The sequence below is a fragment of the Pseudovibrio sp. SCP20 genome (assembly GCF_057774105.1).
Genome location: NZ_JBYMDH010000005.1, coordinates 54,151 through 67,132, shown reverse-complemented (window position 1 = coordinate 67,132; position 12,982 = coordinate 54,151). Strand labels below are relative to the sequence as shown.

At 54.9% G+C, this 12,982-nt stretch carries 10 protein-coding genes; 7 read left to right on the top strand and 3 right to left on the bottom strand.

Annotated features, from left to right (window positions below):
• Positions 1-178: 178 nt before the first annotated feature.
• The gene (locus AC3CB2_RS18515) at positions 179-823 is read left to right on the top strand and encodes a GntR family transcriptional regulator (protein WP_054784090.1); all 645 of its coding nucleotides are present in this window, start codon (positions 179-181) and stop codon (positions 821-823) included.
• Positions 824-905: 82 nt separating this feature from the next.
• On the opposite strand, the gene AC3CB2_RS18510 is transcribed toward AC3CB2_RS18515, so the two are convergent.
• Positions 906-1,196, bottom strand: a complete 291-nt coding sequence (locus AC3CB2_RS18510) for a DUF1330 domain-containing protein (RefSeq protein WP_014284894.1) — start codon at positions 1,194-1,196, stop codon at positions 906-908.
• Positions 1,197-1,680: 484 nt separating this feature from the next.
• On the opposite strand from AC3CB2_RS18510, the gene fucU reads away from it, so the two are divergent.
• The 4 genes from fucU (at position 1,681) to AC3CB2_RS18490 (ending at position 5,850) form a co-directional block, all read left to right on the top strand.
• Entirely contained in the window at positions 1,681-2,100 is a 420-nt protein-coding gene (fucU, locus tag AC3CB2_RS18505; protein WP_041768324.1) for an L-fucose mutarotase, read from the top strand.
• Between the two features lie 216 nt (positions 2,101-2,316).
• On the top strand, positions 2,317-3,843 hold the full coding sequence (locus AC3CB2_RS18500; RefSeq protein ID WP_352935908.1) for a sugar ABC transporter ATP-binding protein: 1,527 nt from the start codon (positions 2,317-2,319) through the stop codon (positions 3,841-3,843).
• The gene (locus AC3CB2_RS18495) at positions 3,840-4,850 is read left to right on the top strand and encodes an ABC transporter permease (protein WP_008549151.1); all 1,011 of its coding nucleotides are present in this window, start codon (positions 3,840-3,842) and stop codon (positions 4,848-4,850) included. The genes AC3CB2_RS18500 and AC3CB2_RS18495 overlap by 4 nt, the downstream gene beginning before the upstream one ends.
• Positions 4,851-4,905: 55 nt before the next feature.
• Positions 4,906-5,850: an ABC transporter substrate-binding protein gene (locus tag AC3CB2_RS18490; protein WP_008549402.1), complete on the top strand. Its 945-nt coding sequence runs from the start codon at positions 4,906-4,908 to the stop codon at positions 5,848-5,850.
• Positions 5,851-5,947: 97 nt separating this feature from the next.
• Here AC3CB2_RS18490 and katG read toward each other — a convergent pair whose 3' ends face one another.
• Positions 5,948-8,125: a catalase/peroxidase HPI gene (katG, locus tag AC3CB2_RS18485; RefSeq protein ID WP_352935911.1), complete on the bottom strand. Its 2,178-nt coding sequence runs from the start codon at positions 8,123-8,125 to the stop codon at positions 5,948-5,950.
• A 290-nt stretch (positions 8,126-8,415) separates the two neighbouring features.
• On the opposite strand from katG, the gene AC3CB2_RS18480 reads away from it, so the two are divergent.
• Together AC3CB2_RS18480 and AC3CB2_RS18475 are read left to right on the top strand one after the other, a co-directional pair.
• Complete coding sequence (locus AC3CB2_RS18480; RefSeq protein ID WP_352935914.1) at positions 8,416-9,975, top strand: L-serine ammonia-lyase, iron-sulfur-dependent, subunit alpha; 1,560 nt, start codon at positions 8,416-8,418, stop codon at positions 9,973-9,975.
• 109 nt (positions 9,976-10,084) lie between these two features.
• Positions 10,085-11,356, top strand: a complete 1,272-nt coding sequence (locus tag AC3CB2_RS18475) for an amidase family protein (RefSeq protein WP_352935917.1) — start codon at positions 10,085-10,087, stop codon at positions 11,354-11,356.
• Between the two features lie 60 nt (positions 11,357-11,416).
• Here the strand turns inward: AC3CB2_RS18475 and AC3CB2_RS18470 are convergent, their stop codons facing one another.
• Entirely contained in the window at positions 11,417-12,901 is a 1,485-nt protein-coding gene (locus tag AC3CB2_RS18470; protein ID WP_352935918.1) for a metallophosphoesterase family protein, read from the bottom strand.
• Between the last annotated feature and the right edge of the window lie 81 nt (positions 12,902-12,982).

Sequence of the window (12,982 nt, the reverse complement as noted above, 5' to 3'; positions counted from 1 at the left end):
GGTATGTAAGAGGCGTCCAGGGCTGACATGTCAGGAGATTGCCAAAGGGCCGATAAGGGCCTGTTTCGCTGACATAGCAGGAAAAGAAAATAAGAGATTGCTGGCAAATCGGGAATGCACTGTGCTACACTGTGATACAACTGACGCAGAAATAACGCTTTTAAAACAGGGGGTAACCGTGCCTCACGAGAAAACGCAGGCGGAGCTTGCTCGCACGGAAATTGAGCGGAAACTGTTTTTCAACGAGCTTGATGTTTCAGCTCTTTACTCTGAAAACAAACTCGCCTCCCTGCTGGATCTGGGCAGAACGCCCGTCCGTGAAGCGCTTCAGGCTCTGGAGCAGGATGAGATGCTGGCCATCCATCCGCGCAAAGGCGTGCAGTTCCTCTCCATCACCGCAGAGCAGCAGTTGCAGCTGCTGGAAGTGCGCAAGCAGATTGAGCCGATCTGTCTGAGATTCGCTGCCATGCGCGCCTCAACCGACCAGCGCCGTGAAATGCTGGCGCTTGGATCGCTGATCGTGCAGAGCGCGAAGGATGAGGATGAGGTGGCGCTGCTTTCGAACCTGCAGGACATCCACCGCATCGTGACGGAAGCGACCAACAACCCGTACTTCCACCATTCACTCGCCCGCGTGCAAAGCCAGTCACGCCGGTTCTGGTTTGCCAACAAAGACAAATCCGACAACCTGCTGTGCTCCCGCTTCCACGAGGCCATTATGCGTTCTGTTGCCATGGGCAATGAAGAGGAAGCTGTCAAGCAATCCGGCCTGCTGCTCGAACATCTCACCGAATCCGCCTTCAAGGCTCCCAAGTTCGGTTAGTCCAAGCCGTCAGCGAACAGCAAACCATGAGCGGGCGAGTCGCAAGACAGCTCGCTTTTTTGTGTCTGAGCTCAGCTGCAAGTTAATCCAGCCCCTCCACAATCACCGTCTCCACATCGGCGATCCCGCGCCTGAAATCTCTGGCGACTCTGTATTCGGGAGAGTTGTAGCAGGTCATGGCAGCGTCCATGCTTTCGAACTCGGCAATCACGTGGCGGTGGTGTTTTTCGCCTTCCATCTGCTCGGCCTTTTCACCGCGAGCCAGAATGGTGCCGCCATACTTGCGCAGTATGCTTGGGGCAGCCTCGGTGTAGAACCGGTAGGTCTCTGGATCCTTGATGTTGATGCGGGAAACCCAATACGCTTTTGCCATCTGTTTTCGTTCTCAAAGCACCATTTTGCGTCTGCCGCCGGTCCATTCAAGTGACCAGAATGAGCGCAGATCTGCATGTCTTTACACAGTATAAGGCGGGCCTCTGAAACCAATCTTACTGGTTTTGGACCAATCAAAAATTCGGGTAAATCTGACGTTAGGGCGCTTTTCTAAAATGCGCTCAAATTCCGCAAAATGAAAAAATGCTCTTGATTAAACGGAAAGCTTTGCTAACCTGCTAACACGAATTAGCAATGGTTCGGCGCTGCATTTTCTTAGAGATTCAGGGGGCTGTCTCCCAAAGGGATTACCGGAACACTACAGCATCAGCCAAACACCGGAATCAGGGGGCAGAAACTCTCTCTGCTTCTTCATAGTACATTTATTTGCGGCGGACTTCTGAGCTTTCTTCAACCCTGTCAGTCGTCAGAAAGTTTGCTTTATCAGTCCGGCTTTGCCGGGCGTGTTGTGAGTGGGGGCTCAAGTGCTTAAAGGGATCAACCCGATCATTTTCCCGGAACTTTTAAAGATCCTGCACGAGATGGGGCATGGAGATGAGCTGGTACTCAGCGATGCGCATTTTCCGGCTTATTCCGTTTGCGACAAGGTGCTGCGCGCTGATGGGTGCGAAGCAACCGACCTTCTTCAAGCCATCATGCCTCTCTGGGAGTTGGACCAATACGACCCGGAGAACGTCATGATGATGGCTGCTGTAGAAGGCGACCAACTGCCGGATGGGCTGGTCGATGACTATCAAAACGCTTTGCCAGCGGGTGCGCAAATCACCTTTGTCGAGCGTTTTGCTTTCTATGAGAAAGCGAAGAAGGCGTACTGCGTGGTGGTAACAGGCACCACGCGAAAATATGGAAACGTCATCATCAAGAAGGGCGTGATCCAGGGCTAAAGCGCAGTTCTGCAAGTGGATCCGGTTTCGGATGGAACTGCGCGTGACATGAGACAGCGGTGATTGAGGCAAGGCTCGGGGAGGGGCCGCGTCATCAGTCAGGTAACAACCGGATGTCTCGGCCATATCATTTTGCTGATCTGCATACCGCAGCAACAGTTGGGATCTGTGCGTTCTCACTGAGGTGTGCATGCCAGCTCTGGGGGGAGAAAATAAATGAATACCATCGTCAGAATGACGGGTATTGAAAAGACGTTTCCGGGTGTGCACGCCCTTAAAAATGTGCAGTTTGATCTGCGTGCCGGCGAAGTTCACGCCCTGATGGGAGAGAACGGAGCGGGCAAATCCACCTTGATGAAAGTGCTTTCCGGCGTTTACACCCGTGACGGCGGCACTATTGAAATCAACGGAAAAGCGGCTGACCCAAAAGGGCCGCGTGAAGCGCAGGAACTCGGAATAGGCATCATCCATCAGGAACTGAGCCTGATGAATGATCTGACGGCGGCACAAAACATCTTCATTGGCCGTGAGCCGCGTCTGCGATTTGGACGTCTTGATGAGGCCGCCCTCAACCAGAAGACCGCTGAGATCTTCAAGAGCATGGCGCTGGACCTGCGCCCGGATGTGCTTGTCGGCAACCTGACCATCGCCAAGCAGCAGATGGTGGAGATCGCCAAGGCACTGTCCTACCGTTCGCAAGTGCTCATCATGGATGAGCCGACAGCTGCGCTCAATGACAAGGAAATTGCCGAGCTGTTCACCATCATCCGCCGCCTCAAGGCGGAAGGTGTTGGCATCATCTACATCAGCCACAAAATGGATGAATTGAAACAGATCTCCGACCGCGTCACCGTCATGCGCGATGGCGAGTATGTGGGCACGGTTCCTGCCGCTGACACCCCGGTCAACGAGATCATCTCCATGATGGTTGGCCGCGAGGTGAAGGACGAAGCCGTTGTGGTGCCGGACCTTTCTGCCGCAGACGTGGCGCTGGAAGTGAAGGGGCTCAACCGCGGCACTGAGATCCGTGATGTCAGCTTCTCGCTGAAAAAGGGCGAAATCCTCGGTTTTGCAGGCCTGATGGGTGCTGGTCGAACGGAAGTCGCCCGTGCTATCTTCGGCGCTGATCCGCTGGACTCCGGCGAGATCCGGGTGGACGGTCACACTTGCAAGATCAACAGCCCGTCTGATGCGGTGCAGGTTGGCATTGGTTATCTGTCAGAGGATCGCAAACACTTCGGGCTCGCCACCGGCATGGATGTGCGCGCCAACGTGGCCATGGCCAGCATGGACCAGTTCTGCAATCGCTTTGGTGTGCTGAATGAGGCTGGCATGGCAGAGGCCGCCGCCAAGTACATCAAGCAGCTGGAAATCAGAACACCATCCGACAAGCAGGAGCTCCAGTTCCTGTCTGGCGGCAACCAGCAAAAAGTGGTCATCGCCAAGTGGCTGCTGCGTGATTGCGACATTCTCATCTTTGACGAACCCACACGTGGCATCGACGTGGGAGCGAAATCCGAAATCTACAAGTTGTTGAACTCACTGGCAGAGCAGGGCTGTGCGATCATCGTCATCTCCTCCGAACTGCCAGAGGTGATGCGCCTCAGCCATCGCATTGCGGTGATGTGCGAAGGCCGTCTGACCGGCATTTTGCCCGGCGGCAGCTCAACAACCCAGGAAGACATTATGCGCCTCGCAACACAACGCGACCCGGCAGCGCAAATTGTGAGTGAAGTACAATGACAGACACCACCTTAACTCCGCAAAAGAACCTGATCGGTCGTTTTGTGAGCTCGGGCGCACACCAGAAGCTGCTCGCTTTCGCCAGCCTGATTGTCCTGCTTATCGGCTTTGGTCTGGCCTCGCCAAACTTCATGCAGATGTCCAACATGATCGCCATTTTGCAGGCGACCTCGGTCAACGGTGTTCTGGCCATTGCCGCAACGCTCATCATCATCACCGGCGGCATTGATCTGTCCATCGGCACCATGATGACCTTCTGCGCCGTAATCGCCGGTGTGGTGCTCACCTATTGGGGCATGCCGCTGCCGCTGGGTGTGGCAGCTGCCATTGCCACCGGTGCTTTCTGCGGCCTGTGTTCCGGCACATTCGTTGCCAAGATGAAGGTGCCACCGTTCATTGCAACGCTTGGCATGATGCTGATCCTGAAGGGCCTGTCGCTCGTCATTTCCGGCACACGCCCAATCTACTTCAATGACACTCCGGGGTTTGACCTCATTTCCCGTGGGTCCGTCATTGGCGCCATCATTCCGGGTCTTCAGATCCCCAATGGTGTGCTGATCCTGTTCCTTGTTGCGATTGCAGCCTCTTACATTCTGGGACGAACTGTACTGGGCCGCTACACCTTCGCACTTGGATCCAACGAGGAATCCGTGCGCCTGTCTGGCGTCAATACGGATGCCTGGAAGATGGGAATCTACGCGCTTGCAGGTGGGATCTGCGGCATCGCTGGCATTCTCATCGCATCCCGCCTCAACTCCGCACAGCCTGCGCTCGGCCTCGGTTACGAGCTGGAAGCCATTGCAGCTGTGGTGATTGGCGGAACGTCTCTTGCCGGAGGACGCGGCACCATCATGGGCACATTGATCGGAGCTCTGATCATGGCCGTGCTGACCAACGGTCTGCGCGTGCTCTCCGTTGCCCAGGAATGGCAGACGGTTGTAACGGGCGGCATCATTATTCTGGCCGTCTATGCGGACATGGCCCGCAAGAAAAAAGCTCATGCATAAGATTGGTTGGGGCGCCTTTGCCCCAGCTGCATATTTTTATCGGGAGGAAATACTCATGTTTACAAGACGTACATTGATTGGCGCATTGGCCTCAGCAACATTGCTTGCAACAAGCTCGCTCTCACTGGCAGCGGATAAGGTCTACATCCCGCTGATCTCCAAGGGCTTCCAGCACCAGTTCTGGCAGGCTGTGAAAGCAGGCGCTGACAACGCAGCAGCTGAGCTGAACGTTGAAATCACCTTTGAAGGCCCGGACAGCGAAGCCATGGTGGATCGCCAGATCGACATGCTGGCCGCAGCACTGGCCAAGAACCCGGCAGCTATCGGCTTTGCCGCGCTGGATAGTCAGGCCGCTATTCCGCTGCTGCGTCAGGCACAGTCCTCCGGCATTCCGATCATCGCGTTTGACAGCGGCGTCGACAGCGAAATCCCGCTGGCATTGGCTGCAACTGACAACGTGGCCGCCGCAAGCCTGGCCGCAGACAAAATGGCAGAGCTGATCGGCAAGAGCGGTAAAGTGGCTGTGGTCGCACACGACCAGACCAGCCGCACCGGCATCGACCGCCGTGATGGCTTCCTCAATCAGATGAAGAACTATCCGGAAATTGAAGTTGTGACCGTACAGTACGGTGGCGGTGACCAGCTCAAGTCCACTGAGCTGACCAAAGCAATCCTGACTGCGAACCCGGACATCAAAGGCATCTTCGGCACCAACGAAGGCTCCGCAATCGGTGTTGCCAACGGCGTGCGTGAAATGGGCAGCAAAGACGTTGTGATCATCGGTTACGATTCTGGCCGCGCCCAGAAAGACGCCGTCCGCAGCGGCCTGATGGCAGGCGCCATCACCCAGAACCCGGTCGGCATCGGCTATGAAACCGTCAAGGCAGCCTACATGGCCTCCAAAGGCGAAAAAGTCCCAGCCAACATCGACACCGGCTTCTACTACTACGACGCCTCCAACATGGACTCCCCAGAAATCGCAGCCGTCCTCTACGACTAATCCCTGCTGCATTTCCTCGGCGAACAAAGAAAGGCCTCTCACCACGAGAGGCCTTTTTTGCTGACCCGGGCAGTGTCCTGCCCGAGCTGGGGTTCGATTATGCAGTTAGGTCGAAGCGGTCGGCGTTCATGACCTTGGTCCATGTTGCCACGAAGTCGCGGACGAACTTTTCGTGGTTGTCGTCCTGGGCGTATACTTCCGCATATGCGCGCAGGACTGAGTTGGAACCGAACACAAGGTCCGCACTGGTTGCTGTCCACTTGGTCTTGCCGGTGTGACGATCACGGATCTCGTAGGTGCCATCCTTAAGCGGATGCCAGCTGTTGCCCATGTCCGTCAGGTTGACGAAGAAGTCGGTGGTCAGCTGACCTTCACGATCAGTGAAGACACCGTGCTTTGATCCACCGTAGTTGGCACCAAGAACGCGCAGGCCGCCAACGAGCACAGTCATTTCCCATCCGGTGAGACGGAGGAGCTGTGCGCGATCCAACATCATTTCTTCTGGGCTAACAGCGTACTCTTGCTTTTGCCAGTTACGGAAGCCATCAGAAATAGGCTCCAGTACAGAGAAGGATGCTGCGTCTGTCATCTCATCGGTTGCATCACCACGGCCCGGTGCGAATGGAACATCCACATTAAAGCCAGCTGCCTTGATGGCATTCTCAACACCAACGTTACCGCCAAGCACGATCACATCCGCCACGGATGCACCGGCTTCAGCTGCAATTGGCTCAAGCACGGCCAGTACCTTGGCAAGGCGGTCAGGCTCGTTGCCGACCCAGTCTTTCTGCGGAGCAAGGCGGATACGGGCACCGTTGGCGCCGCCGCGCATATCAGATCCACGATAGGTCCGAGCGCTGTCCCATGCGGTTGTGATCAGGTCTTCGTTGCTCAGACCACTTGCTGCGATTTTGGCTTTCACAGCAGCCACATCGTAGTTGGTGTTGCCTGCCGGAACCGGATCCTGCCAGATGAGGTCTTCTTTTGGTACATCTGGGCCAAGATAGTTTGCTCTCGGTCCCATATCGCGGTGGGTCAACTTGAACCATGCGCGCGCAAAAGTATCCCTGAAGTACTCAGGATCTGCCATGAACTTCTGGCAATACTCGTTGTAGATCGGGTCAACCTTCATCGCCATGTCTGCATCAGTCATGATTGGATTGTGGCGAACGGACGGGTCAGTCGGATCGACAGGTTTGTCTTCTTCCTTGATCTCGACAGGTTCCCACTGCCACGCACCGGCAGGAGACTTGACCTGATGCCATTCATGACCAAACAGCATATCGAAGAAACCCATATCGAATGTGGTTGGGTGTGTGGTCCACGCCCCTTCGATGCCAGAAGTAAAGGCATTTGTTGCCTTGCCGTCTTGTCCAGGGTTGGACCAGCCAAGTCCCTGTTCTTCCAGTCCGGCAGCTTCCGGTGCAACACCGATGTTGTCAACGGCACCGCGTCCGTGGGTCTTACCGACGGTGTGACCACCGCAGGTCAGCGCAGCTGTTTCCTCATCATTCATTGCCATACGAGCAAAGGTTTCACGAATCTGGTCGGCTGTTTTTTGCGGACCTGGAACGCCATTTACACCTTCCGGGTTCACGTAGATCAACCCCATATGGGTCGCGGCCAGAGGGTTTTCGAGCGTTGAAGGATCATCCAGATCGTCATAACGCTCTTCACTGCGGGCCAGCCATTCTTTCTCAGATCCCCAATAGGTGTCGATCTCTGGACCCCAGATATCCTCGCGACCAAATCCAAAACCAAAGGTTTTCAGACCCATAGAGTCGTAGGCGATTGTACCGGCGAGAATAATCAAATCAGCCCAGGACAGAGCGTTACCGTATTTTTTCTTGATAGGCCAAAGCAAGCGGCGTGCTTTATCGAGGCTTGCGTTATCAGGCCAGGAGTTGAGCGGCGCAAAGCGAATGTTGCCGGAACCGCCGCCGCCGCGACCATCTGCCAAACGATAAGAACCAGCTGTGTGCCATGAAAGGCGGATCATCAGACCGCCGTAATGACCCCAGTCGGCCGGCCACCAGTCTTGGCTGTCGGTCATGAGTGCGTGGACGTCTGCCTTCACTGCTTCAAAGTCGAGTGTTTTGACAGCGTCGTGATAATTGAATCCTGGGTCCATCGGGTTGGTACGCGCACCATGTTGATGGAGGATGTCGAGGTTCAAAGCGTCAGGCCACCATCGGGTGACTGGCTTATCCATCGATGTATTCGCGCCATGTACCACCGGACAAACGCCGGATGTCTTGACATCGTTGCCGTGCATAACTGTCTCCGTTACCTATGTTTGGCGATCACTGGGTCTTGACGTAGCGTTTACCTTAAGCGGTGAGACGAAACGATGCATCCAGCAAATCCTAGAATGAATGTAGGTACTGAAGTGTATTAAGTGAAATTGCATCTTTTGCATGCGGTGATAAGAATTTCTTATCAGTTAGATTTTGAGTAATGTCGGGGTTGGAACACGGCTGGTTTATGCATCCTCAACACTAAAGAAGCTGCTTCAAACTGATTGTCATTTGTGTAAAATATCACAGTGTTTTCTGGGGAGTTTGCATGAGCACGATCAGTCTTCTTAACTCAATCATTGGCCCTGTTATGAGAGGGCCTTCCAGCTCACATTCCGCTGCTCCCTATTTTCTCGGCAAAACCATTCAACAGCTTGCCGTTTGTGAGGGCGATAGGATTGTTGGTGTTGAAATAGCTTTTGATCCGGGTGGATCATTTGCGCAAGTGTACACCAACCAGGGCAGTGATGAAGGCTTTGCAGCGGGCCTTGTTGGCGAAGAGATCAACTCCCCGGCCTATCGACAAGCTCTGCCCAATCTTCTGAAGGGGCGACCATTTCCTTTGAAGATAAATATCCGGAAACTTGAGGTTGCTGATCATCCCAACCGGGTTGAGATTGCTGTCGCGGTGGAGGATCGCGAAGGAACACGTCGGCAAGATTGCTTTAAGGGCCTCTCGATCGGCGGAGGCATGTTCAAGGTCGATGGCCTGGACGGCTATGAAATTGGCGTCTCTGGAAGTGACTATGTGCTCTTGGTCGAGTGCGGGAACAACGCGGTTCCAGAACAGTTTCTGTCTGGCAAGAAAGTACAGGTTCATATTCGTCGATCGCCTGACAGAAATGCTCAACTTATTGAAATTAAATCCCCTTACCCATTCTCTCATGACGCTCCTTTCATTCAAGAGATACTGGATCAAAGCACCAGATTAAGATCCTGCGCACCTGTTCAGTTTCCGGTCAGAGATGAATCCCCTCTCTTCGCAAGCTCAGCAGATTTGATTGAGCAAGCAAGCATCAGCGGCAATCTCGCTGATCTTGCCTTGTCGTTAGAAGCCAAGCGGTTAGGCGTGAGCCAAAGTGAGGCCCGGCAGGCTTTTTCGGATCGACTTGATATGATGATGGAGGCAGTTCACTCCGGATTGGCACTGACAAAAGACAGCTCAAGTATGAAGTTTCTGGAGCCAGGTGCAAAACGGGTGGCTGCTGCTGATCCTGTGGAGGTGATAGGCTCGCCTTTCCTGCAAGGCGCTATCTCCGCTTCTCTTGCTGTTATGGATGCCAACGCCAACAGAGGAGTTGTTGTAGCAGCCCCAACGGCCGGGAGCTCGGGGATCGTTCCGGGAACGCTGTACTCCCTTCAGCAGCAGGGTATTGATCGTGAACGGATTATCGATGCACTCCAGGTCACAGCGCTGATTGGGGCTGTCTTTGCAGAGCACGGGAGCTTTGCCGCTGAAACCGGAGGATGCTCCGTCGAAACCGGCGCATCTGCTGCCATGATGTCGGCGGGACTTGTTCACTTGTTTGGCGGCTCTGCGCAGCAAGCCTTCAATGCTGCCTCTCTCTGCCTCATGAACACCCTTGGATTGGTATGTGACCCCGTTGGCGGAGAAGTTGAAATCCCGTGTCATGCACGAAACATCGCGGGGATTTCTCATGCCCAGTCAGCAGCCGTGGCAAGCCTTTCCGGCTTTGATGCCGTGTTGCCATTTGATGAGATGGTCGTGAGCACCCAAAAAGTTGGAGAGCAAATGCACTCCGACCTGCGCTGCACCGCCAGAGGCGGATGCGCAACCACTCCAACAGCCTGCAGTCTGTGCGGATAACGACAAATGCAACAGGCGCTTACCGGTGATGTCCTGATTTTTCCAGCTTTGACAGGTTGAAAATCTGGGCTTTAGTATGCGTGGTGAGCGTTGATGGAGGGGTGTTGGAATGGTGGTGGATGATGTTGAAGGGCTTTGGGAGAGGCTTGAGGGGGAGGAACTTCGCGGGGTTTTTATTGGGCTGAACCGGGAGCTGGTTGAAGAACTGGTTGTGGCCGCGCAAGTGCGGCGGACTTCTGGTGAGAAACTGAGCGCGATTGATGGAGAGTTGGTTGCGATCAAAGGGAATATTGCGCTGAAGGGGCACGAGACGACTGCCGGATCGGTGGCGTATTCCACCGAGATTGAGGATGAACATGCGCTGGTGGTGCAGCGGGTGATCGAGGCGGGCGGCATCCCCATTGGCCCTGCCAATCTGGCGGAGTTTGCCTATACCGGCATCGGCCTCAATCCGCATTACGGCAATGCACCCAACGGGTTGGACCGCGCGCGGGTGCCGGGAGGATCCTCCTCCGGCAGTGCGGCTGCGATCTCCAACGGTGTCTGTGATCTGGCGATTGGCAGTGATACCTCCGGTTCAACACGTGTACCCGCTGCCTTTCAGGGCATATGCGGGTATCGGGCGACCATGGGGCGCTATCCTATGGAGGGTGTTGTGCCGCTTGGGGCGAGCCTTGATGTGCTCGGCCCCATGGCGCGAACCGTTGAGGGCATCTGTGCGCTGGATGCTGTGATGTGCGGCAAGCATTCCTCTCATGATACGGCGGCAGAAGAACGCGCGTTCCGCCTTGTTGTGCCGGATCTGGATGGGCTGGGCATTTCCGCTGAGATCATGGAGATGTTTGAGCACAGCATCGATACGCTCTCGGCGGCTGGCATCCAGATTGTGCGGAGGGACTTGCGGCCAATCCTGAAAGCGCATTTGCTGTTTGCGGAGCATGGAACGCTGGTGAGCGTGGAAGCGCGAGAACAGATTGCTCAGTATGTGGACGTCAGCAAGGACAAGATTGATCCGCAGATCAAAGCCCGTCTGGAGCGAGCCTTGCCTATGACGCCCAAGAAACTGGCGTATTTGCGCCGGCAGCGGGCGGTGCTTCAATCCGAGATTGAGGTACAGTTGAAAGGTGACTTGCTGCTGATGCCGACAGTGCCGGATGTGCCGCCTCTTATCTCCGAAGTGGAGGAAAGCGTTGAGGCGTTTCAGGAAGCAAATGCGCTGGCCTTGCGGCTGACCATGATCACCGCGTTCCTCAACATGCCATCGTTGGCCTTGCCGGTTGATCTGGAAAAGCCATCTCACAGCATTTCCATCTGCGGGGCTGCGGCGCAAGATGAGCTGGTGTTGGCGGCTGGATGTGCAGTAGAGCGCGTGCTGCGGTAGCGTTGAAGCCATGCGCCTCCATGATCGGGCAGATGCTTTCACATGGAGGCGGTGGTTTGATTAGACCGTCGCTGTCTGGTCAGATGAGGCCCAGACTTCAACCGGATGTTCTGATCCATCTGAAACTTCGTAGAAGGTCTCTGTGATCTGTCCATCAAGAGTTAGCTTGATGAGAGCGAAGCCATTGCGGACCCGAGGTTCTTTATTTTTCAATGGCGTATGTGAGTAATAGCTGATGTTTGGTTTGCCATCCAACCCAGACGGTGCACCATTGGGGATGGCGGCATTGCCGGAACATCTGACTTTCGCAAACCGCCCATCCTTGCCTTTTGCCGCGGGCAGTTGGTCGCCGTAGACCACGCCGAGGTGCACGTGACCCCAATACCAATAGTCCGGTGTGCCGCCGAGATCATTCAGCATCTCATCCCACAAGGGTTCTTGTTTGAGGCCATCAAAGCTGATCGCGTTGTGATGGGTAAGGACGATGACGTCTTTACCTTTTCTGTCGCCAACCACCTGCTGCAACCAGTCCTTCTGAACGCTCGATTGGCTACCGCCCAAGGTGCCATCCATGAAGAGTGTGGAAGCGGAAGAATAGTAGGCGCTGTCGAGACCCAGCATCATCCAGTCGCCGAACTTCAATCCAAAGAAACTGGCTTTCTGCTGCTCGTTGAACGGGGTGCCCGCTGAGTCGAGCGCGATGTTGAAGTAGCCGTTCGCGCCGTCATACATTTCGTGGTTGGAGTTGAGGGTGAAAGACGTCCCAGCCTGCTTGCCATTAGAGAAGCGATCAGCGGGCCACATCTTTACAAGATTGGCTTCTTCTTCGCTGGATTGCGTGCCTGCGTAATAAACGTCTCCCACATGGATGATGTAGTCGGGATTATCGATCACAGGGCTGTTGCTGATGGCATCCATTACGGCTTTAGCGGGGCCACCATCGCTGGTGTAATCACCCGTGCCCCAGTCTCCAAGGATGGCAATGCTGATTTCGTCTTTGGACGTCTTCGCAGCCAGATCGATGACGCCTGCTGGCGTGGTGTTGAAGGGGGCTTTCTCACTTGGGAAGAGTTTGTAGTAAGCAACATAAGCGAGGCAGGTGGTCCAGCCGATATCAGCCATTTCGTATTTACCGGTGCCCAAAATCGAACCGTCGGACATGACATAGCCGCCCAGTTCGATTTGCTCTGTGATAGTGCTGTAGTCACCCTGCAGGGGCGCCTGCAGCTGTCCACCCGCTTCCCACTCCAGAAATTCTTTAATAACTGCAAGTTCATCCGCATATTCTTTGGGTGGGTTGAAGATCCAGTAGAGGGCCAGACCGAACTCGATGTTACCTCCCTCAAGATCTGTTTGTGGTGGGGCGGATTTCAAAAGGCCCTTTTGGTTGAGCTCGCCAAACAGCATGCGTTCGCTGGCTTGAAGGGCTTGATTCAGGCTTGGTCCTGCAACGGCTTTCGGTTTTGCATCCGTGCTTTTCAGATGTTGTAGGCGTTCTCTGATTTGGCTGATCTTGCTTTGAAGATCGTCGTTTGGTGTGTTCATGTGGTCCCCCAATTGAAACTGAAACGTGAAGTGGCCTCGCGTCAAAGCCGCTTCCTATATGCGTCATTCCCGTTGGTATTG